Here is a 20,770-nt window from a genome sequence, read left to right as displayed (position 1 = left end):
GGGACCACCCGGGAGGGGTGCCGGCGGCACGTGGACACGTCCGGGGGGCAGCCGTCTCGGCCACCCCCGGTCGCTCGAAGACGCCGATGGGCAGGGCAGACGGACAGGGCAGACGGAGAACGAGGGGGTTCCCATGTGCAGGCCGGAATGGCGGCGAGCGCTCGTCCAGGCGCAGCGCCTGGCCGACTTCGCGCGGTTGCGCCGCGTCCGCGATCGGATCGACCGGGAGTACGCGCGGCCGCTGGACGTGGCGGCGCTCGCCCGCGACGCGAACACGCCCGCCGGGCAGCTGAGTCGGGAGTTCCGCGCCGCTTACGGCCGGTCGCCGTACGCGTATCTGATGGCGCGTCGCATCGAGCGGGCGGCGGCGCTGCTGCGGCGGGGCGACCTCGGCGTCACCGAGGTCTGCCGCGCGGTCGGCTGCGCGTCGCTGGGTACGTTCACCACCCGCTTCACCGAGCTGGTCGGCATGCCGCCAGGAGCCTTCCGGCGCCGGGCCGCGGACGCGGCGGGTGCGGCGAGTGCGGCGGACGCGGCGGACGGCCGTCCCGCTCCCGCGGCGGGGCCGGCGATCATCCTGGACGGGATGCCCGTGTGGGTGGTGAGGCGGGTCGCGAGACCGGTCAGGAATCGAGAAGCCCCGGCCGCCGGGCAGCGCCTAGCGTGATGGTCATGGCAACCACCGCTTCCACCGCAGCCCACACGTCCCTCTCCTCCGTCACCCTTGAGGTGGCCGACCCCGAGGCCGCCCTCCGCTTCTACCGCGCCTTCGGCGTGGACGCGCACATCCGCCTGCGGGCGTCCGGGGCGCACTCCTCCGGCTTCCGCGGCTTCACCCTGGCGCTCACCGTGTCCGGGCCCGCGACCGTCGACGGCTTCGTCGGCGCCGCCGTGGACGCCGGGGCGACCGTCCTGAAGCCCGCCGCGAAGTCGCTGTGGGGCTACGGCGGCGTCGTCCAGGCCCCGGACGGGACGATCTGGAAGATCGCGACCTCCGCGAAGAAGGACAGCGGCCCCGCCACCCGCGAGATCGACGAGGTCGTCCTGCTGCTCGGCGTCGAGGACGTGAAGGCCACCAAGCAGGTCTACGTCGACCGGGGCCTGACCGTGGCCAAGAGCTTCGGCGGCAAGTACACCGAGTTCGCCCCCGGTCGGGCCGGCACCGTCAAGCTGGCGCTGTACAAGCGCCGCGCGCTGGCCAAGGACCTCGGCGTCCCCGTCCACGGCACGGGCTCGCACCGCATCGTGCTCGGCAGCGACGCCGGGGCCTTCACCGACCAGGACGGGTTCGCCTGGGAGGCCGCCGAGGCGCTCGCCCCCACGCCGTCCTGACGACGGGCCGCGCCTCCGACGGGCCACCGGGTCCTGCGCGCCCAGCCCCGCTCGATCGTCCGCGCCGCCGACGACAGCCGGGCCCGGCCCGGATCGCCGACGCGCACACCCCCACACGTCGCGTACACCTCCACCAGTAGCGCACACACATCCACCAGTACAAGGAGTGAGCCATGAAGGCGCACGTCAGCTCCATCCTCCTCGGCGTCCGGGACATGGACCGGGCCAAGCGGTTCTACACCGAGGGGCTCGGCTGGAAGATCCAGAACGACTACGGCGTCTCGGTGTTCTTCGCATCGGACGGCGCCTCGCCGGTCGGCTTCTACGGCCGCGAGGGCCTGGCCGACCTGGTCGGCACGGACCAGGAGGGCAGCGGCTTCAGCGGCCTGGTCCTGACCTACGTCGTCCGTAGTGAGGCACGGGTCGACGAGATCATGACGGAGGCCCAGCAGGCCGGCGCCACCGTCCTCAAGCCCGCCGGCGCTCTGCCGTGGGGCGGGTACGGCGGCACCTTCGCCGACCCGGAGGGCTACGTCTGGAGCCTCGGCTACAGCGCCCAGGGAACCGACCAGCCCTACGCCGAGTAACCGCGATCGGGCAGGACCCACGAGCGGGTCGCGAGCCCCGTGACCCGCGCCCGCTCGGACGCCCCGCGGCGACCGCTACCGCCGGGACGGCCGCCCCACCCCCGGCGCCTCACGTGATCCGTCTGCCGGTCGGCCCAGACGAGGGACCCGCCGCCGTCGAGCGTCAGCACGGAGCCGGTCGCGAAGGCCGACGTTCCAGCCCCTGGTCTTGGGCGCTCCCGCCTCATGACGGGAGCGCCCAAGACCAGGGGTATCCACTGGGGTCCGGGCCCGACGGTCGCCTCTCGCGCCGCGGTGGGCGGCGCCCTTCGTGGCTACGTGTTGTTGAGGCTGGTGTGGTCCCAGCAGCCCTGGCGCCCGGCGGTGAAGCTGACCCGCGGCTGCCGGATGGAACTGCCCCTGCATCGGCTTCGGCTTCTCGGGATCGATGTAGTCGGAGTCGGGTTTGAAGGTGAGGATGGTCCTTCCGCAGAACGTCCGGTACGGGGCTCCTGCGATGCGCCGGGCCGCGTAGCCGCCGACGGGGCGGACCGCCGATGCCGAGTCGCGGCGGCCGGCAACCACTCGACCCGTCGGACGGGCTGACTTCTGTACGGCCCCATCCGAGCGCCCGCCGGCGACGGGCTCGACCCCCGGCTCGACCCCGGGAGCGACGCCCCGCGCGACTCCGGACGCGTCTGCGCGGGGCCCCCGGTCCGGCCGAGGCGGGTTTCTTCCGGCGGCTGAACATTCGTTGACCTGGTTCGGGTCAGCTGCCAGGCTGTCGGACGTGAGCCAATCCGAGCGCCTTGTGGGCCGCCTGCACGTCGATCTACGACGACACGCGAGCGCCATCTGTGCTGTCTGCCACTGACCGGCGCCCCTTGGCGCTGACGCGCTCCTCTCACCTGTCGGCCTGAACCGGCACGGTCGCCCTACCGGCACGGTTGCCCTGACGTCGCGGCCGCAGTTCCGGGCTGTCGCCGTACCTCGCCGTGCCGTCCTGCGCGGCCTCCGCGCCCTAGGCGCCCCGCCCCGGCCCTGTGCGCCGGGTGCTCCCCTGTTCACCACCAGCCGTTCACCCGCCTCGCCGCGTGACGCGCAGCCCTGCCGCGCGTCCCCGTCGGCGTACCCAGCCGACCCCGCAAAGGACCTCCCCATGCCCGTGACCTCATGGCCCGCTCCCCCACCCACCTCCCGACGCCGGTTCCTCACGCTGGCCGCGGTCGCGGCGGCGGCCGCCGCCTGCGGCCGGGCGACGGCGGCCGGCGGCGCCGAGACGAAGAAGCTCCGCTACCAGGGCTGGGTCGGGCAGGTGACGTTGCCCGAACTCGCCGAGGATCTCGGCTACTTCGGCGACGTGAAGCTGGAGTGGGTGGGTAACACGATCAGCGGCCCGCAGGACATCCAGTCGGCGGCGACCGGGCAGACGGACTTCGGCGGGGCGTTCAACGGCGCCGTCGTCAAGCTGATCGCGGCCGGGGCCCCGGTGAAGGCGGCGATCAGCTACTACGGCGTCGACGCCGCCTCCTACAACGGCTACTACGTGCTGGAGGACAGCCCGATCCGCTCCGCCCGGGACCTGGTCGGCAAGAAGGTCGGGATGAACACGCTCGGCGCCCACGTCGAGGCGGTGCTGGACACCTACCTCCAGCGCAACGGCTTCGCCGCATCGGAGTTGCGCCGGGTCGAGCGGATCGTCGTGCCCCCGGTCAACACCGAGCAGGCGCTGCGCCAGAAGCAGATCGAGGTCGCCTCGCTGGGCGGCATCCTGCGGGACAAGGCGCTGGCGGCGGGCGGGATCAGGCCGCTGTTCAGCGACTTCGACCTGCTGGGCGCCTTCAGCGCCGGCACGTACGTGCTGACCGACAGGTTCCTCACCCAGAACCCGACCACGTCGAGGGTCTTCGTCACGGGGGTCGCGAAGGCGATCGAGTGGGCCCGGACGACGCCGCGCGAGGAGGTGATCGCCCGGAGCACGGACATCATCAAGCGCCGTGGCCGCAACGAGGACGTCGCGGCGCTCCAGTACTGGAAGTCCTTCGGCGTCGCCGAGCCCGGCGGCCGGATCACGGACCAGACCTTCCAGCTCTGGATCGACTGGCTGACCGCCCACGGTGACATCAAGGCCGGGCAGGTCAAGGCGGCCGACCTCTACACCAACCAGTTCAACGGCTACTCGGCCGCCTCGCCCACTCCCACCGCCGGGAGCTGAGCCCGCGATGACCGATCACATCAGCCTCCGCCAGGTCACCAAGACGTTCCCGGTCCGGGGGCGTGCGGGAGACCGCCCACCCTCCGGGTTCATCGCCCTCGATTCGATCGAACTCGACGTCGCCAAGGGCGAGTTCCTGACGGTCGTCGGACCGAGCGGCTGCGGGAAATCCACCTTGCTGGACCTCCTCGGGGGACTGACGGCGCCGACCTCCGGCGAGATCCTGCTCGACGGCCTGCCGGTCACCGGCCCGGGGATCGACCGCAGCATCGTCTTCCAGCAGTACGCACTGCTGCCGTGGCGGACGGCCCAGGGCAACGTGGAGTTCGGCCTGGAGGCCACCGGCGTGGCGAGGCGGCAACGGGCCGCCAGGGCACGGGAGTACCTCGACCTGGTCGGTCTCACCGGCTTCGAGGACCGCCACCCGCACGAACTCTCCGGCGGCATGAAGCAGCGGGTCGCGATCGCCCGCAGTCTCGCGTACGACCCGGCCGTCCTGTTGATGGACGAGCCGTTCGCGGCGCTCGACGCACAGACCCGCGAGTCGCTCCAGGACGAACTACTGCGGATCTGGCGGCGGACGGGCAAGACCGTCGTGTTCATCACCCATGGCATCGAGGAGGCGGTCTACCTGGGCGGTCGCGTCGCGGTGCTCACGTCGCGGCCGGGCCGGGTGAAGGAAGTCGTCCCGATCGACCTGGGTGAGCGTGCGGCCGGTCACGACCTGCGATCCAGCCCGGAGTTCGCCCGCTACCGCCACCGGATCTGGAGCCTGCTGCACGACGAGGTCAGCCGTGCGCAGCAGTTGGAGAGAGAGGTCAGCCGCATATGAGCACCGATCTGAACCCGCGCGCGGCGGTGGACGTGCGGACGCTCCCCGTCGAACCCCGGCCTACGGTCGAACCGCCCCCGGGCGGGGTATCAGCCCCGAGCAGTGCATCACCCCCGAGCAGTGCATCGACCCCGCCACCGGCCCCGGGTGGGACGCCGGCCCGGGGTGGGACGGCGGCCCGGGGTGGGACGGCGGCCCCGGCGCCGGCCCTCCGGTCGAGGGTGCCGCGCCGTCTGCTGCGGCTACTGCTGAGCGGCGCCACGAAATCCGTGGCGATCGTCGCGCTGCTGCTGCTCTGGGAGCTCGCCCCGCGGTTCGAGCTGGTGGACCCGACCTTCCTGCCGCCGTTCAGCGAGGTGCTGGGCGCCTGGTACGGGCTGCTGCAGAACGGCCAGCTGGCCGACAACACGCTGGCCAGCCTGACCCGTTCGCTCAGCGGCTTCGGCCTGGCGGTGGTGATCGGTGTGCCGCTCGGCCTGCTGATCGGCTGGTACCGGCCGGTGGCCGACCTGCTCAGCCCGCTGCTGGAGCTGTTCCGCAACACGGCGGCGCTCGCCCTGCTCCCGGTGTTCGTGCTGATCCTCGGCATCGGCGAGACGTCCAAGATCTCGATCGTGCTGTACGCCTGCCTGTGGCCGATCCTGCTCAACACCATCAGCGCGGTGCGCAGTGTGGACCCGACGCTGATCCGGCTCGCCCGCTCGCTGGACCTCTCCGCGCCCCGGCTGTTCCAGAAGGTGATCCTGCCCGCCTCGGTGCCGGTGGTCTTCACCGGCGTCCGGCTCGCCGGGGCGGTGTCGATCCTGGTGCTGGTGGCCGCCGAGATGGTGGGGGCGAAGGCGGGACTCGGCTATCTGATCAACGCGTCGCAGTACAACTTCGCGATCCCGCAGATGTACGCGGGGATCGTGACGATCTCCGTCATCGGGCTGGTCTTCAACCAGCTGCTGGTCGCGCTGGAGCGCCGGTTCACCGCCTGGCGCGCCCCGCTGGGCGGTTGAGAGGCCTGACATGAGTACACGACAGGAGCTCACGGCCGACGTCCTGGTGGTCGGCGGCGGCCCGGCGGCCACCTGGGCGGCGCTGGACGCGGCCCGCGCGGGCGCGGACGTCGTCCTGGCCGACAAGGGGTACTGCGGGACGAGCGGCTCGACGGCGGCAGGCGGCACCGGTGTCTGGTACGTCGACCCGGAGCCGGTGCGGCGCGAGGCGGCGATGGCGAGCCGGGAGGCGCTCGGCGGCTACCTGGCCGACCGTCGCTGGATGGCCAGGGTCCTCGACCAGACCTACGCCAACATGAACGAGCTGGCGGAAAGCGGGAGTTATCCCTTCCCGACCGGTCCGGACGGCCGCCAGCTGCGGAACGGTCTGCAGGGCCCCGAGTACATGCGCCGGATGCGGATCCGGGTTCGGCGGGCGGGTGTCCGCATCCTCGACCACAGCCCCGTCACCGAACTGCTCACCGCCATCGACGGTTCGGTCGCCGGTGCCGCGGGCCACCGCCGGCAGGCCGGGCACCCCTTCCTGGTGCGGTCGGGCGCCGTGGTGCTCGCCACCGGGGGCTGCGCGTTCCTCAGCAAGGCACTCGGCACCAACACCAACACCGGCGACGGCGCCCTGTACGCGGCCGAAGTCGGCGCCGAGCTCTCGGGGATGGAGTTCTCCAACGCCTACGGCATCGCGCCGGAGCACACCTCGGTGACCAAGACCGCCTTCTACTCGTACGCCAGTTTCACCACGGCGGACGGTGCCCCGTTGGAGGGCGCGGCCAGCCAGGGCGGCCGTTCGGTGATCGCCCGTTCACTGCTGGCGGGGAACAAGGTGTACTGCCTGCTGGACCGCGCCGACGAAGCGGCCCGACGCGCGATGCGCCTGGCCCAGCCCAACTTCTTCCTGACCTTCGACCGGCTGGGCATCGACCCGTTCACCGACCGGTTCGCCGTCACCCTGCTCGCCGAGGGCACCGTGCGCGGCACCGGCGGCATCCGGATCGCGGGCGACGACTGCCGCACCACCGTCCCCGGCCTGTACGCCGCCGGGGACGCCGCCACCCGTGAGGAGATCTGCGGGGGCTTCACCGGCGGCGGCAGCCACAACGCGGCATGGGCGATGTCCTCGGGCACCTGGGCCGGGCGAGGCGCCGCCGGGTACGCGCGTGCGCTCGGGCCCGGTGCCCGTCGTCGTACGCTCGCCCCGGCCGGCCGGGCCGGGCTGCGCCCCACCGGGACGCCCGGCGGGGACGCCCGCGAGATCGTCACCACCGTCCAGCACGAAGTGCTTCCGTACGACAAGAACTACCTCCGGCACGGGGACGGCCTCACCGGGGCGCTCACCGTGCTCGACGACGCCTGGGCGCGGCTGCGGGCCGGGTTGCGGGCCACCGGTGCTGACGCGATCCGGGCCCGGCAGGCGGCGGCGCTCGCCGCGAACGCCCGCTGGATGTACCGCTCGGCGCTCGCCCGTACCGAATCCCGGGGGATGGCCCGCCGGCTCGACCACCCCGACCAGGATCCGGCGCAGCACCACCGGATCGCCACCGGCGGCCTGGACGAGGTCTGGACCCGCCCGCTGCCCCGCACCACCACGGAGGTCACCGCATGATCGAACTCGTCTCCCCGGAACGCTGCATCGCCTGCGACAAGTGCATCAAGGTCTGCCCGACCGACGTCTTCGAGCGGGGCACCGACGGCATCCCGTCGATCGCCCGGCAGGACGACTGCCAGACCTGCTTCCAGTGCGAAGCCAACTGCCCGGTCGACGCGCTGTTCGTCGCCCCGTACACCCACCCGCAGCCGCAGGACCCGGCCGTCCGCGACGAGCGGCGGCTGACCGAGGCCGGGCTGCTCGGCAGCTATCGCGCGCAGATCGGCTGGGGCCGGGGCCGGACCCCGGGCGCGCTGCGCGCGATCGGCCCGACCCTGGGGCCGGCCGCTTCGGCCGCCCCCATCACCTCCTGACCGTCCGTACCGTACCCACCGTCCGAAGGAGATCCCCATGACCAGCACCTTCGAGATCCGCAAGATCGGCGGCCGGATCGGCGCCGAGATCCTCGGCGTCGACACCGCCGCCGCACTCGACGCGGAGACCGTCGAGAAGCTCAACGCCGCGTTGGTGGAGCACAAGGCGCTCTTCTTCCGCGCCCAGCAGCTGGACGACGACGGCCAGACCCGCTTCGCCGCCAACTTCGGCACCCTCACCACCGCGCACCCGACCGTCCCCGCGCTCGACGGCCAGCCGAACGTCCTGGCGGTGGACAGCGAGGACGGCGGCCGGGCCAACCGCTGGCACACCGACGTGACCTTCGTCCGTACGCCTCCGAAGGCCAGCACCCTGCGCAGCCTGATCGTCCCGCCGTACGGCGGCAACACGCTGATCGCCAACACCCAGGCCGCGTACCGGGACCTTCCGGAGCAGCTGCGCGAGTTCGCCGACCGGCTCTGGGCCGTGCACACCAACGACTACGACTACGCGCAGGGAAAGGAGCTGGACGCCGCGGACCAGGAGCGCCGCCGGGTCTTCACCGCCCGCAAGTACCGCACCGTCCACCCGGTGGTACGGGTGCACCCGGAGAGCGGTGAGCGTGGGCTGTTCATCGGCGGCTTCGCGCAGTCGGTCGTCGGCCTGCCGACCGCGGAGTCCCACGACCTGCTGCGCAGCCTGCAGGCGTACGTGACCCGGCCCGAGAACGTGGTCCGCTGGCGCTGGGAGCTGGGGGACGTGGTGCTGTTCGACAACCGCGCCACCCAGCACTACGCGCCGGACGACTACGACGACCTGCCGCGCCGCCTGCACCGCGTCACCGTCGCCGGTGACGTCCCGGTGGGTGTGACGGGCGAGCCCAGCCAGGTGTTGGAGGGTGACGACGCCTCGCACTACACCTCCTGACCGGCAGCCCGGCCGCGCGGAGGACTCCGTGCGGCCGGGCCGAGGGCTGCGGGCTGCGGACCGAGGGCGGCCGACGCCATGGGGGAAGGCCCGGACCGAGTGGTCCGGGCCTTCCCCCATGGCGTCGGTCCGGGTCTTCCCCCGTGCAGCCGGGCGCCGGGCCGACGTGCGGGCCGGCGCCCGACCCGACGCGCGACCGTTACGACGCGCGACCGTTACGGCGCGGTGTACCGCCCGGCCGGGCGCGGCAGGCCGTAGTGCTCGCGCAGGGTGTTCCCGGTGTAGCCCTCGCGGAACAGGCCGCGTGCCCGCAGGATCGGGACCACCTGCTCGACGAAGTCGTCCAGGCCGCCGGGCAGGACGGGCGGCATGATGTTGAAGCCGTCGGCGGCGCCCTGAGTGAACCAGGTCTCGATGTGGTCGGCGAGTTGCTCGGGGGTGCCGACCACGACCTGGTGGCCACGGCCGCCGCCGAGCCGTCCGACGAGTTGGCGCAGGGTCAGCCGGTCGCGCTCGGCGAGGTCGCGGATCAGCTCGAAGCGGCTCTTGGCACCGTTGATCCGGGTGACCGGCGGCAGCGGCGGCAGCGGTTCGTCCAGTGGGTGGTCGGTGAGGTCGACGCCGAGCACCGTGGAGAGCACGCCGACCGCGCGGGCCGGGTTGATCAGGGCGTCCAGTTCCTCGTCCAGGGCACGTGCCTCCGCCTCGGTGGAGCCGAGGACGGGGACGACGCCGGGCAGGATCTTTACCCGGGCCGGGTCGCGGCCGGCCTCGGCGGTCCGTCGCTTGAGGTCGCCGTAGAAGGCCTGCCCCTCGGCCAGCGTCTGCTGCGCGGTGAACACCGCCTCCGCCCAACGGGCCGCGAAGGCCTTGCCGTCGTCCGAGGATCCGGCCTGCACGAGCAGCGGGTGGCCCTGCGGGCTGCGCGGGATGTTCAGCGGCCCGCGCACCTGGAAGTGCTTTCCGACGTGGTCGATGTCGTGCACCCGGTCCGGGGCGGCGAAGGCCCCGTTCGCACGGTCGAGCAACAGCGCGTCGTCCTCCCAGCTGTCCCACAGGGCGGTGACCACGTCGAGGAACTCGGCGGCCCGCTCATACCGGACGGCATGGTCCTGGTTGGCGCTGCGGCCGAAGTTCTGGGCGGCGCGGTCGCCGGCCGAGGTGACGATGTTCCAGCCGGCCCGCCCGTGGCTGATGTGGTCCAGTGAGGCGAACTGCCGGGCCAGGTTGTAGGGCTCGGAGAAGCCGGTGGAGACGGTGCCGATCAGGCCGATCCTCGTGGTCACCGCGGCCAGCGCGGTGAGCAGGGTGAATGGTTCGAAGTGGCTGATCAGGCCCCATCCACCGTCGGAGCGGGCCTCGACGCCGTCGGCGAGGAACACCGAGTCGAAGGCGGCCGCCTCGGCCGTCCGGGCGAGCCTCTGGAAGTGCGCGACGTCACCTGCGGCGGACGGGTCGGTGCGGGGGTGGCGCCAGGCGGCCTCGTGGTGGCCCACTCCCATCAGGAAGAGGTTGAAGTGAAGTTGGCGATCGGCGGGACTTTCGGGCATGGCGGAACGCTCCGGGGCTCGGCAGGCGGGCGGGAGAAAGGGGATTGACCCGATTCTCCGACCCGCCGTCCGGCCGTTCAACGATTCGCCTGGCGGTGGAATTAATGCGCCGTTGACGAGGGCTCAACGCATCGCCCGGGCGGTCGAGCTCCCGGCCGTCCGCAGCTCCATCGGCCGCTGGTAGACGCTGTCGAGCACCCCGGCGCAGGCCGCGACCGCCAGCACGTCGACGCCGAAGGCAGTGGCGGTGACCAGCTGCTCGGGTGCGGCGTTGGAGTGCAGGCGGATCTGTTCGGCCAGGTAGGGGTGCAGGCAGGGCGCCACCGACAGCCCCGCCTCACTGACCACCAGGACTTCGGGGTTGAGGACGTCCAGCAGCAGGCCGGCGGCGGGCGCGACGAGCCGGAGCCGCTCCTCGAAGAGGCGGATCGCGGCGCGGTTCCCGGCGCCGGCCAGGTCCAGCAACAGGCCGAAGTCGGGTTCGGGGACGAGGCCGAGGGCGTGGGCCCGGCGGGCCAGGGTCCGATCCGCGACGGCGGCCTGGAGGCAGCCCGTCCGTCCGCAGGAGCAGGGCTCGGTGGAGGCGGGTACGGCGAGGTGGCCGATGTCGCCCGCGCGGGACCGCCTCCCGCGCAGCACGCTGCCGCCGGTGGCGATGGCCGCGTCGACGACGTTGCCGACGAACAGCTGGACCAGTTCGGTGGCCGTGCTGCCGGCGCCGAACAGCAGCTCCGCCTGGGCCAGCGCCCGGGCGTGGCTGTCGACGTGCACGGGCAGCCGGGTGGCGTCGGCCAGGACGTCGCGGACGGGGACGTCGTACCAGCCGAGCGGGCCGTGGGCGACGACGCGGCCGGTCTCGGAGTCCACCCAGCCGCCGGTGACCACTCCGAGGCCGAGCACCGAGTGGCCGGTGGCCCGGCGGCCCAGGAAACCCGGTAGGTACGCCCTGATGGTGCCCAGGACCGCGGCGGCGTCGCCGCGCCGGGGCAGGCGTTCGTGGGCGACCACCCGTCCCCGCAGGTCCAGCAGGGCGAAGGTGATCCACGGCACCCCGATGTGCACCCCGCAGGCGAGGTGGTGACGGGTGTCGATGTCCAGCGGCAGCTGCGGGCGCCCCGCCCTGGGCGGACCGTCCGGCGGTGGCAGGACGCGCAGCAGCCCGAGTCCGGTGAGGTCGGCGGTGTGCCGGGAGACGGCAGCCGGGCTGAGGCCGGTGGCCCGGCCGACGGCGCTGCGGGTCAGCGGGCCGGCGGTCAGTACCGCGCGCAGCACGGCCCCGGCCCCGCCGCCCTCGGTGGGCGACGCGGTCCTGCCGTGCGTGGGCGGGGCGACCAGGGAGAGCATGCGGTCGATGCTCCCAGCAACGTGTTGCACAGGCGTGGCGCGAGCGTGAAGCAGCCCCGCCCGGTGCCCGACCAGACCGGCCCGCCTACCTCGCGGACCGCTTCCGCTGGGCGGCGATCACGTCCCGATACCAGCCGTACGAGGCCCTGGGGGTCCGCTTCTGCGTCTCGAAGTCGACATGGACGAGACCGAATCTCTGACTGAACCCCTCGGCCCATTCGTAGTTGTCGAGCAGTGACCAGGTGTAGTAGCCGCGCACGTCCACGCCCTCGGCGACCGCTGCGGCCACCGCGTCGAGGTGGCCGGCGAGGTAGTCGACGCGGGGCTGGTCGTCGAGGGTTTCGGTGGTCGAGCAGCCGTTCTCGGTGATGGTGACGGGCGGGAGGGCGGCGCCGTAGCGCTGGCGGAGGCCGACGAGGAGTTCGCGCAGGCCGTCGGGGACGACGGGCCAGTCGAAGGCGGTGCGGGGGACGCCCTCGATGGGGGCTTCGGTGAAGGGGAGGCCGGGGTCGGCGGGGGCGGCGATGCGGGTGGGGTTGTAGTAGTTGACGCCGAGGCCGTCGAGGGGCGTCCCGGCGATCAGCTTCAGGTCGCCGTCCCGGACGCTGCCGCCGAGATCGGGGCCGACGCCGTAGGCGGCGAGGTCGGGGTAGCGGCCGAGCAGGAGCGGGTCGGCGAACAGGCGGTTGTGCAGGGCGTCGTAGGCCTGCGCGGCGACCAGGTCGGCTTCCGAGGAGGAGGCGGGCCAGACCGGGGTGAGGTTGTTGGCGATCATCACCTCCAGGCCGCGCTCGCGCAGGGCGGCGGCGGCCAGGCCGTGGCCGAGCAGCTGGTGGTGGGCGGCCGGGAGCGCGTCCAGCATCAGGGTCCGGCCGGGGGCGTGGATGCCCATCGCGTAGCCGTAGACCATGTGCACGAAGGGCTCGTTGAGGGTGATCCAGGCGGGTACCCTGTCGCCGAGCCGGTCCGCGGCCACCGCCGCGTACTCGGCGAACCGGTACGCGGTGTCGCGGTTCAGCCATCCGCCGGCGTCCTCCAGGGCCTGCGGGAGGTCCCAGTGGAAGAGCGTGGGCAGCGGGGTGATCCCGGCATCGAACACGGCGTCCACCAGCCGGTCGTAGAAGTCGAGCCCGGCGCGATTGACCGGGCCCGCGCCGGTGGGCTGCACGCGAGGCCAGGCGATCGAGAACCGGTAACCGTCCAGCCCGAGGCCCCGCATCAGCGCGACGTCCTCGGGATACCGGTGGTAGTGGTCGCAGGCCACCGCCCCGGTGTGCCCGTCCCGCACCGCGCCGGGCCGGGCGGCGAACACGTCCCAGACCGAAGGCCCGCGGCCGTCCTCCTCGACGGCCCCCTCGATCTGGTAGGCCGCCGTGGAGACGCCCCAGCGGAACCCGGACGGCAGTTCGAGTCGAGCCTGCATGACAACCTCCTACAGAAACGCGAGGAGAGCTCATGTTACTGGCCGGACGCCGAAGCACCAGAGGTGGACGGCCAGGACATCCGGAGGTTGACGTGCCACCGCGGACACGTCGACATCGGCGCCCCCGCGCCGACATCGCCCCGGAAGCCTGACCAAGCCCCGGGCGCGGGCGAGTTGCGCCGACCGCACCCGTCCGGCAAGGGTGGCCACCCGGCCCGGCGGAAGCGCCGGGCCGGTCGCCGAGCAACGACGATCTCTCCGCGCACGACGCCGAGTTGCTCGCCACCGCCGTTCGTCGGGGCGGCTTCACCGGCGGGCTCGGCCCCCTCTCCGGGGCCGCCTCCTGGCCCGAAGGCCTACGCACCGGGCCGCCCGTCGACGCCCCCCGGGGCTCGGCGGTCTCTGACGCGACGCCGGGCCCGGCGCCCGACCTGGCACCCGGAACGGCGCCCGGCCCGGCCCCCGGGGCGGGCGCCAGGAGGTCGCCCGCCGCCCCTCCCCCGTCGGACGACGGGTGCCACCGGGATGCTACCCGTCGGTAGGATGCCACCCCTGCACGGAACAGGCACAGCACAGCACAGCAGGGGCACCGCAGGGCGCGGCACAGCAGGGCCCAGCACGGCACAGGCGGGACGGGGACGATGGGGATACGGCTGCTCGGACCGGTCGAGCTGTGGCGCGCGGACGGCGAGGCCGCCGCGGTCGGCGGTGCGAAGCGGCGGGCGGTGCTCGCCCTGCTCGCGCTGGAGCTGGGCCGGACGGTGGCGGTCGAGCGGCTCTTCGAGCTGATGTGGGGCGACGAACCGCCGCTCCAGGCGAAGGCGGCGTTGCAGGGGCACGTCGCGGCGCTGCGCAAGGTGCTGGCCGGCTCGGGGTTCACGCTCACCACCCGCGCGCCCGGCTACCGGCTCGACGGCGACCCCGGGGCGGTCGACGCCCTCGCCGCCGGGGCACTGGCCGCGCGGGCCGCCGAGACAACCGACGACGCCACCGCCGCCGGGCTGCTCCAGCGGGCGCTCGGGCTCTGGCGCGGCGCCGCCCTGGCCGATCTTCCGGCCACCCCGCTCTGCACCGATCTGGCCGGCCGGCTCGACGAGGGCCGGACCGAGGCCCTGACCGCGTGGGCGCGGCGCCAGCTGCGGCTCGGCCTGGGCCACGCGGCCGTCCCCGTCCTGGAGCAGAGCGTCCGCGCGGACGGACTGCGGGAGCCCACCGCGGCCCTGCTGATGCGCTGTCTGCACCAGAGCGGTCGCGGTGCGGACGCACTGCGCGTCTACCACCGGGCCCGTGCCCGGCTGGACGAGGAACTGGGCGTCGCACCGGGGCCCGCGCTGCAGGAGGCCCTGGCCGAGCTGCCGGCCACCGACCGCCCCGGCCGGGGCGCCCCTTCCCGTCAGGCCCCCGACACCCCCGACACCTCCGACAACACGGCCGTCGTCGAGCCGCCGGTGGCCGTCGGGGACCTGCCCGGGCCGCCCCGGGGCTTCGTCGGGCGCTCGTCGGAGCGCCACTGGCTCGACCGGCAGTGCGGGCCCGACCGGACCGGGGACGGCCTGGCCGTGGTGACCGGCCCCGCCGGGGTGGGCAAGACCGCGACGGTGCTCCACTGGGCCCACCGCGTCGCGGCGGGCTTCCCGGACGGCGTCCTCTTCGCGGACCTGCGCGGCTTCGACCCCGCCGGTCCGGGCGACCCGGCCCAGGCCCTGGGCCGCTTCCTCCGCGCGCTCGGCCTCCCCGAGCAGGCGATCCCGGAGGACCGGGCCGCGCGCGCGGCACTGTTCCGTGACCGCACCCAGGGGCGCCGGCTGCTCGTCGTGCTGGACAACGCGCGGTGCGCCGCCGAGGTGGCCGACCTGCTGCCGTCCGGGCCCGGCTGCGCCACCGTGATCACCAGCCGGAACAGCCTGGAGGACCTGGTCGTCACCGACGGCGCCGCGCTGCTCCAGCTCGCCGCCCTGCCGTCCGCCGACGCGCACCGCCTGCTGGAGCGCCTGCTCACCGCCGAGCGCGTGGCGGCGGAGCCGGAGCCGGCCGGGCGGCTGATCGGTCTCTGCGACCGGCTCCCGCTGGCGCTGCGGATAGTGGCCGCCCGGCTCGCCGCCCGCCCGGGCTGGCGGATCGCCGACCTGGTGGACGAGCTGAGCGACGAGGGCACCCGGCTGGCCGCGCTCGGCACCCAGGGCGGGGCGGTCAGCGTCCGGGCCGCGCTCACCCTGACGCACCACCATCTCCCGGACGGCGCGCGGAGCCTGCTCGCGCTGCTGACCGTGCACCCGGGCAGCACCACCGACCCGTACGCGGCCGCCGCGCTGCTGGACACCGACGCCGAGGGCGCCCGGCACGCGCTCGGCCCGCTCACCGCGCACCACCTACTGGCGGAGCAGACGCCCGGTCGCTTCGGCCGGCACGACCTGGTCCGGCTCTACGGTTCGGAGCTGTTCGCCCGCTTCGCCCCCGAGCGGCAACGGGCGGCGTTCCGGCGCCTGGTCGACTACGAGCTCGTCGCGACCGGCCTGGCGGTCCGGCGGATCAACCCGTACCACGAGCCGTTCCGGCCGGCCGGGCCCGGGCCGCGCGCGCTGCCGCGGCTCGGCGACGTCCGGTCCACGCTCGCCTGGTGCCACGCCGAGGAGCCGGTGCTCCGCGCGCTGGTGACGGCGGCGACCGATCGTGGCGAGTACGAACGCGCGTGGCGCCTGGCCCGGTCGGCCTCGATCCTCTACTACGGCGCCGGGCGGGTCGCCGACCGGCTCGACTGCCTTCGGGTCGGGCTGCGGGCCGCCCGGCTGGACGGCGGCCGGGAGGGGCTGGCCGCCATGGAGGCGGCGACGGCCTGCGCCCTCGGCTCCAGCGGACGCGTCGCCGAGGCGCTGCCGCTCGCCGGGCGGGCCGTCGGCCGGACCACCGCGGACGACGGCGAACTGCACATCCACGCCCTCTCCGTACGGTCCTCGATGGCCGCCCTGTCCGGCGACCCGGCCGAGGGGGACCGGATCGCGCGGGCCGCCCTCGCCCTCATCCGGGCGAGCGGACTGCGCGAGCACGCCGCCACCGTGCTCAGCAACGCGGCGGCGATCAAGGTGGTGCTGGGCGAGCCGGTGGCCGCGCTGGAGCACGCCCGCGAGACGCGCGCGCTGCTGTCCGACCGTCCGACCGCCAACGCCCACCTGTGGGCGATGGTCAGCGAGGCCCTCGCCCGGCAGGCGCTGGGCGAACCGGAGGCGGCCGAACGGGTCTGGCGGGAGGCGCTGCACCTGTGCGGGTCGAGCGGCAACGTCCGGCTGCACGCCCTGGCGCGGCGTCACTTCGCCGACTTCCTGGCGGGGACGGGACGCACCGAGGAGGCCGGCGACCAGCTCCGGGCGGCGGGCGAGCTGTACACCGCGCACGGGGACGTCCGGCTGGCCGAGGACCTGGACGGGCGGCTGGCCGGACCGGCGGGCCGCCGGACCCCGGCGGGCCCGACCGCGATCGCGCCCACCCCCCGGGCCCGCCACGGCCTGCGACTCGCCTAGCACGGGACACCGGAGACGAGATGACCATCCATCACCTGAACTGCGCCACCATGTGCCCCGTCGGGGGCCGGCTGCTCCTGGGCAGCGGCGGACCGCTGATCGGCCGGCTGACGGCCCACTGCCTGCTGGTGGAGGGCGCGGACGGACTGGTCCTGGTCGACACCGGGTTCGGGACCGCTGACGTCGCGGACCCGCGGCGGCTCGGGCGGTCCTTCCTGCGGACGGTCCGGCCCCGGCTCCGGCCGGCCGCCACCGCGGTGCACCGGATCCGCGCGCTCGGCCACGACCCGCGCGACGTCCGCGACATCGTCCTGACCCACCTCGACCCCGACCACGCCGGCGGGATCGGCGACTTCCCGCACGCCCGGGTCCACGTCCTGGCCGACGAGCTCCGGGCCGTCGAGGCCCTGGCGACCCGCGGGGAACGCGACCGCTACCGCCCGGTCCAGTGGGCCCACGGTCCGCGCTGGGTGGAGCACCGACCGGACGCCGCCACCGAGAACTGGTACGGCTTCCGCGCGATCCCGGCACCCTGGCGCGGGGGCCCCGACCTGCTGCTCGTGCCCCTGCCGGGGCACACCCGCGGCCACTGCGGCGTCGCCGTCCGGGAGGCCGACCGCTGGCTGCTGCACTGCGGCGACGCCTACTTCTCGCAGACGGACGTCGACCCCGCCGCACCCCGCCGCCCGCCCGGACTGACGGCCTTCCAGCGCATGATGGCGTTCGACAACGGCGCCCGCCTGCAGAACCGGGAACGCCTGCGCGAACTGCGCCGCGCGCACCACGACGAGGTCCGACTGATCTGCGCCCACGACCCGGCCGACTTCCCCCACCACCCGGCACCGCACCCGGGACGGCCCTGACCGGCGGGTGGGTCCGGGCGCCGGCGGGTGCGTCGGGGTACCGGCGGGTGCGTCGGGGTACCGGCGGGTACGGCGGGGCACGGCGGGTACGGCGGGGCACGGCGCCCCGACGACGGCCCCGGACCGCCGGGTCGCTACTCCGGGGAGCCGCCACCGGCCGCCACCGGCCGCCGCGTGGCGGCGACGGCGCCCCCGACCGCCTTCAGCGCGTCGACCTCGCCCTTGCCGAAGAAGCCGTTGTCGCCCTCGGTGCCGACGCAGCGGGTGTCCGAGGCGGGGCACGGCTGCGGGTCGGCCTGGGCTGCGAGGCGCTCGCGGATCCCGGCCGGGGTGAGCGACGGGTCGGTGCTCGCGATCAGCGCGGCGACACCCGTGACGTGCGGGGAGGCCATCGAGGTGCCGCTCATCATGCCGTAGCCCCCGCCGGGCACGGTCGAGTACACGTCCGCGTCACCGTCGCCGCCCGGCGCCGCGAGGGCGATGACGCCCTCGCCGTAGTTGGAGTAGGACGCCCAGCCGCCGCCGACGGCCGTGGAGGCGACGGCCACCACGCCCGGAAGCTCGGCGGGGACGTCGAGGCAGGCCTTGGTGACGGTCCGTTCGAAGGGCTCGGAGTCGCTGGGGCTCGACGTGTCCGTCGGCGTTCCGGCGAAGTCCTGGTTGGCGTTGCCGGCGGCGGCGACCTGGAGCGATCCCCGGCTCTCGGCGTACTCCTGGGCGCGCCTGACGCCCTCGATGATGGCGGCCTGGTCCGGGTTGTCCGGGCAGTTGAACAGCCACGGGTCGGTCTCGTTGCTGCTGTTGGTCACCCGGAAGCCGTGGTCACCGGCCCAGACGAGCCCGCACACGGCGTTCTCGGCGTAGGTGAGGCTGCCCGGCTCCGCGGTCCGGACCGAGGCGATCTCCACGCCCGGGGCGACACCGACGACGCCCACGCCGTTCCTGGCCGCGGCTATGATCCCCGCGACGTGGGTGCCGTGGGAGCCGATGGCGCGCCAGGATCCGGCCCGGGTGTCGGTCCTGCCGTAGGCGCAGGAGACGGAGTCGGCGGCGTCGAAGTTGGGCGCGAGGTCCTGGTGCAGGTCGTCCACACCGGTGTCCAGCACGCCGACCTTGACGGTGCGGGAGCCGGTGGTCACGTCCCAGGCCTGGTCGGCCCTGATCTGGCTCATGTTCCAGCCGACGGTCTCGTCGGGGGCCTCGTCCGACTCGTCGGGGGCGGCCGGCACCGCCGGGGCGTAGGCGTCGGCCGGCACGTCGGCGGTGCGGGTGGCGCCCACCTGCTGGATCCCGGGCACCCCCCGCAGCGTGGTCGCGAAGTCGCCGGTGGTCGAGTGCGCGACGACCACGCCGATCGCGTCGTAGGAGGCGAAGACCGTGCCCCCCTTCGCCACCACGGCGGCCTTGGCGGAGTGGACGTCGGCGGGTGCGCTGATCACCAGGTACGAGCGGATCCCGGCGGACCAGCCGGGCGGGGCCGCCTCCGGCGTGGAGGCGGGGATGGCCGTGAGCACCGCGGGGACGCCGACCGCCACCGCGGTCAGGGCGGCGACAGCGAGGACCCGACGACCGGTCCGCCGACGTACCAGGGGTGACATGTGTTCTCCGATCAGCCCGTCTGCAAGGCGTTCGCACGAGGTCTCGACGCAACGTGCCAGGGCAATGATCCCTTGAACCGGGGACCGCTCACGACACCCCCCTGTCACCCGCCTGAACAGCACCGGTCTCCGGCCCCGCGGCCGGCCCTCTCCCACGGCCGGCCCTTCCCGCGGGCGGCCGCGCGCCGGTCAGGGCTTGACGGCCACGGCGGCGTAGGCGGAGGCCTCGGCCTCGGTGATCTCCGGGCCGGAGCCGTCCGGATCGGGCCGCCAGCGGTGGGTGGCCACCACACCGGGGTCGCGGATCTCCCAGCCGTCGAGGAAGCTCCGGACCTCCTCCCGGCCGCGCATCCGCACCGGGGTGCCGGCGGCGGCGTACACCTGGCTGACGCGCTCGGCGGCGGCGGGCGCGAAGTCCGCCGTGCCGTGGCTGATCACGAGGGCGCTGCCGGGGGCGAGCGCGCTCTTGAGCCGGTCCACCACGGCGTGCGCCTGCCGCTCGTCCGGGATGAAGTGCAGGAGCGCCACGAGGCTGAGGGCCACCGGCCGCGCCAGGTCCAGGGCCTCCCGCAGCTCCGCGGACTCCAGGATGGCCTCGGGCTTGTGGACGTCGGCCTGGAGGTAGACCGTGCGGCCCGCCGGGTTGGAACGCAGGAGGGCCTGGGCGTGGGCGAAGACGATCGGGTCGTTGTCCGTGTAGAGCACCCGGGCCTGCGGATTGACCTGCTGGGCGACCTCGTGGAGGTTCGGGCTGGTCGGGATGCCGGTACCGATGTCCAGGAACTGGTCGATCCCCGTACCGGCCAGGAAGCGGATGGACCGGTGCATGAACGCCCGGTTCGCCCGGGCCGCGACGGGCGCCCAGGGAAAGACGGCCAGGGCCTGCCCCGCGGCCTCGCGGTCGGCCGCGAAGTTGGTCGTCCCACCGAGGTAGTAGTCGTACATCCGGGCCGAGTGCGCCCGGTGCAACTGCAGATCGACCTCGACGCCGTCGTGACTTCCCCTGCTCCCCGCCATCTGTCTCCCCCGCCTTGTCGGCCCGTGGGCCGCGCCACCCCCATGCGCCATGCGGCGCGCGCTCAGGCGCGCCAGGGCGCACCTCTCAGTGGAGACATCTGCCCACGACCGATGCCGGTCAACCGGCGCGGCGGCCGCTGCGACCGGCGCCTCACTGAACCGGTCCAACCTATGCCACCGGCATGTGACGATCCATCAGTATCGTCTGCGTATTCATCATATTACTTTCAGTCAGTATTCTTGATTCTCTCTTTGCACACAGCCGCCCCTGCTGCGCTTGCATGTTCCACGGGGGCCTCAACCGTTCCCTCGCTCAGGCTCGGTGGCCCCACACCGCAGACACGAGGAGGACCGACATGACGATCGACCGGCAGGCGCCGCCCCCGACGGGCGGGCGCAGGGGAGGGCAAGCCATGAACGACAGCAGCGCACCGGACGGTCCCCGCCTGCGGCTCACCTTCGAGGCGTTCTGCGCCACCCACGAGCGGGCCTGGTCGGGCTTCGCCCGCACCCAGGTCGGCGCCGACCACGGCGCCGCCGAACTGATCGTCGCCGAGATGAAGGCCCACCTGCGTCGCAACTGGTCCCTCGCCCTGCGCCAGGAGATCCCCGCCGCCTACGCCTGGCGCC

17 protein-coding genes and 1 pseudogene are annotated in these 20,770 nt (G+C 74.1%); 13 read left to right on the top strand and 5 right to left on the bottom strand.

What is annotated here, in order from left to right:
- Positions 1-133 precede the first annotated feature (133 nt).
- The 10 genes from ACZ34W_RS33535 to ACZ34W_RS33490 all read left to right on the top strand — a co-directional run bounded on the left by ACZ34W_RS33535 (position 134) and on the right by ACZ34W_RS33490 (position 8,830).
- Complete coding sequence (locus tag ACZ34W_RS33535) at positions 134-667, top strand: helix-turn-helix transcriptional regulator (RefSeq protein WP_465609559.1); 534 nt, start codon at positions 134-136, stop codon at positions 665-667.
- Positions 667-1,332, top strand: a complete 666-nt coding sequence (locus ACZ34W_RS33530) for a glyoxalase (RefSeq protein ID WP_465609557.1) — start codon at positions 667-669, stop codon at positions 1,330-1,332. Before ACZ34W_RS33535 ends, ACZ34W_RS33530 begins: the two co-directional genes overlap by 1 nt.
- 173 nt (positions 1,333-1,505) lie before the next feature.
- Positions 1,506-1,919: a VOC family protein gene (locus ACZ34W_RS33525; protein WP_465609555.1), complete on the top strand. Its 414-nt coding sequence runs from the start codon at positions 1,506-1,508 to the stop codon at positions 1,917-1,919.
- 769 nt (positions 1,920-2,688) lie between these two features.
- A complete protein-coding gene (locus ACZ34W_RS33520) occupies positions 2,689-2,772 on the top strand; it encodes a putative leader peptide (RefSeq protein WP_352296006.1) in 84 nt (27 codons plus the stop codon).
- A 285-nt stretch (positions 2,773-3,057) separates the two neighbouring features.
- Positions 3,058-4,113 (top strand): ABC transporter substrate-binding protein, encoded by a 1,056-nt coding sequence (locus ACZ34W_RS33515; RefSeq protein ID WP_465609553.1) that lies wholly within the window; start codon positions 3,058-3,060, stop codon positions 4,111-4,113.
- A gap of 7 nt (positions 4,114-4,120) precedes the next feature.
- A complete protein-coding gene (locus ACZ34W_RS33510; RefSeq protein WP_465609551.1) occupies positions 4,121-4,945 on the top strand; it encodes an ABC transporter ATP-binding protein in 825 nt (274 codons plus the stop codon).
- Between the two features lie 269 nt (positions 4,946-5,214).
- Positions 5,215-5,946, top strand: a complete 732-nt coding sequence (locus ACZ34W_RS33505; RefSeq protein ID WP_442906894.1) for an ABC transporter permease — start codon at positions 5,215-5,217, stop codon at positions 5,944-5,946.
- 10 nt (positions 5,947-5,956) lie between these two features.
- Positions 5,957-7,546 carry an FAD-dependent oxidoreductase gene (locus tag ACZ34W_RS33500; protein WP_465609548.1) on the top strand — a complete coding sequence of 530 codons (1,590 nt, stop codon included), beginning with the start codon at positions 5,957-5,959 and terminating at the stop codon, positions 7,544-7,546.
- Positions 7,543-7,902 carry a 4Fe-4S dicluster domain-containing protein gene (locus ACZ34W_RS33495; protein ID WP_329491045.1) on the top strand — a complete coding sequence of 120 codons (360 nt, stop codon included), beginning with the start codon at positions 7,543-7,545 and terminating at the stop codon, positions 7,900-7,902. Before ACZ34W_RS33500 ends, ACZ34W_RS33495 begins: the two co-directional genes overlap by 4 nt.
- 37 nt (positions 7,903-7,939) lie before the next feature.
- Positions 7,940-8,830 (top strand): TauD/TfdA dioxygenase family protein, encoded by an 891-nt coding sequence (locus ACZ34W_RS33490; RefSeq protein WP_329491044.1) that lies wholly within the window; start codon positions 7,940-7,942, stop codon positions 8,828-8,830.
- Between the two features lie 215 nt (positions 8,831-9,045).
- Here the strand turns inward: ACZ34W_RS33490 and ACZ34W_RS33485 are convergent, their stop codons facing one another.
- The 3 genes from ACZ34W_RS33485 to ACZ34W_RS33475 all read right to left on the bottom strand — a co-directional run bounded on the left by ACZ34W_RS33485 (position 9,046) and on the right by ACZ34W_RS33475 (position 13,147).
- Entirely contained in the window at positions 9,046-10,380 is a 1,335-nt protein-coding gene (locus ACZ34W_RS33485) for an LLM class flavin-dependent oxidoreductase (RefSeq protein ID WP_387895373.1), read from the bottom strand.
- 123 nt (positions 10,381-10,503) lie between these two features.
- The gene (locus ACZ34W_RS33480) at positions 10,504-11,724 is read right to left on the bottom strand and encodes an ROK family protein (RefSeq protein WP_465609545.1); all 1,221 of its coding nucleotides are present in this window, start codon (positions 11,722-11,724) and stop codon (positions 10,504-10,506) included.
- 85 nt (positions 11,725-11,809) lie between these two features.
- Positions 11,810-13,147, bottom strand: a complete 1,338-nt coding sequence (locus ACZ34W_RS33475) for a GH1 family beta-glucosidase (protein ID WP_465609543.1) — start codon at positions 13,145-13,147, stop codon at positions 11,810-11,812.
- Between the two features lie 641 nt (positions 13,148-13,788).
- Here ACZ34W_RS33475 and ACZ34W_RS33470 point away from each other — a divergent pair.
- Together ACZ34W_RS33470 and ACZ34W_RS33465 are read left to right on the top strand one after the other, a co-directional pair.
- On the top strand, positions 13,789-16,662 hold the full coding sequence (locus ACZ34W_RS33470) for an AfsR/SARP family transcriptional regulator (RefSeq protein WP_465609541.1): 2,874 nt from the start codon (positions 13,789-13,791) through the stop codon (positions 16,660-16,662).
- 20 nt (positions 16,663-16,682) lie between these two features.
- Positions 16,683-17,525 carry an MBL fold metallo-hydrolase gene (locus ACZ34W_RS33465; protein ID WP_465609539.1) on the top strand — a complete coding sequence of 281 codons (843 nt, stop codon included), beginning with the start codon at positions 16,683-16,685 and terminating at the stop codon, positions 17,523-17,525.
- Between the two features lie 134 nt (positions 17,526-17,659).
- On the opposite strand, the gene ACZ34W_RS33460 is transcribed toward ACZ34W_RS33465, so the two are convergent.
- On the bottom strand, positions 17,660-19,123 hold the full coding sequence (locus ACZ34W_RS33460) for a S8 family peptidase (protein ID WP_465609537.1): 1,464 nt from the start codon (positions 19,121-19,123) through the stop codon (positions 17,660-17,662).
- Between the two features lie 189 nt (positions 19,124-19,312).
- Positions 19,313-20,140, bottom strand: coding sequence for an SAM-dependent methyltransferase (locus tag ACZ34W_RS33455; RefSeq protein WP_465609535.1), 828 nt, complete (start codon positions 20,138-20,140; stop codon positions 19,313-19,315).
- Between the two features lie 413 nt (positions 20,141-20,553).
- On the opposite strand from ACZ34W_RS33455, the pseudogene ACZ34W_RS33450 reads away from it, so the two are divergent.
- Positions 20,554-20,770 (top strand): annotated as a pseudogene (locus ACZ34W_RS33450) (hypothetical protein); the annotation flags it as partial.

This window comes from Kitasatospora sp. NPDC022856 (assembly GCF_055561235.1).
Note: the sequence above shows the minus strand (reverse complement) of the source record. Positions and strands in the feature narration are given on the sequence as shown.

What these genes read in the sequence shown, in the direction of transcription:
- ACZ34W_RS33535 (WP_465609559.1), top strand. Translation starts at nt 134, where the DNA reads ATGTGCAGGCCGGAATGGCGGCGAGCGCTCGTCCAGGCGCAGCGCCTG.
- ACZ34W_RS33530 (WP_465609557.1), top strand. Translation starts at nt 667, where the DNA reads ATGGTCATGGCAACCACCGCTTCCACCGCAGCCCACACGTCCCTCTCC.
- ACZ34W_RS33525 (WP_465609555.1), top strand. Translation starts at nt 1,506, where the DNA reads ATGAAGGCGCACGTCAGCTCCATCCTCCTCGGCGTCCGGGACATGGAC.
- ACZ34W_RS33515 (WP_465609553.1), top strand. Translation starts at nt 3,058, where the DNA reads ATGCCCGTGACCTCATGGCCCGCTCCCCCACCCACCTCCCGACGCCGG.
- ACZ34W_RS33510 (WP_465609551.1), top strand. Translation starts at nt 4,121, where the DNA reads ATGACCGATCACATCAGCCTCCGCCAGGTCACCAAGACGTTCCCGGTC.
- ACZ34W_RS33500 (WP_465609548.1), top strand. Translation starts at nt 5,957, where the DNA reads ATGAGTACACGACAGGAGCTCACGGCCGACGTCCTGGTGGTCGGCGGC.
- ACZ34W_RS33495 (WP_329491045.1), top strand. Translation starts at nt 7,543, where the DNA reads ATGATCGAACTCGTCTCCCCGGAACGCTGCATCGCCTGCGACAAGTGC.
- ACZ34W_RS33490 (WP_329491044.1), top strand. Translation starts at nt 7,940, where the DNA reads ATGACCAGCACCTTCGAGATCCGCAAGATCGGCGGCCGGATCGGCGCC.
- ACZ34W_RS33485 (WP_387895373.1), bottom strand. Translation starts at nt 10,380, where the DNA reads ATGCCCGAAAGTCCCGCCGATCGCCAACTTCACTTCAACCTCTTCCTG.
- ACZ34W_RS33480 (WP_465609545.1), bottom strand. Translation starts at nt 11,724, where the DNA reads ATGCTCTCCCTGGTCGCCCCGCCCACGCACGGCAGGACCGCGTCGCCC.
- ACZ34W_RS33475 (WP_465609543.1), bottom strand. Translation starts at nt 13,147, where the DNA reads ATGCAGGCTCGACTCGAACTGCCGTCCGGGTTCCGCTGGGGCGTCTCC.
- ACZ34W_RS33470 (WP_465609541.1), top strand. Translation starts at nt 13,789, where the DNA reads ATGGGGATACGGCTGCTCGGACCGGTCGAGCTGTGGCGCGCGGACGGC.
- ACZ34W_RS33465 (WP_465609539.1), top strand. Translation starts at nt 16,683, where the DNA reads ATGACCATCCATCACCTGAACTGCGCCACCATGTGCCCCGTCGGGGGC.
- ACZ34W_RS33460 (WP_465609537.1), bottom strand. Translation starts at nt 19,123, where the DNA reads ATGTCACCCCTGGTACGTCGGCGGACCGGTCGTCGGGTCCTCGCTGTC.
- ACZ34W_RS33455 (WP_465609535.1), bottom strand. Translation starts at nt 20,140, where the DNA reads ATGGCGGGGAGCAGGGGAAGTCACGACGGCGTCGAGGTCGATCTGCAG.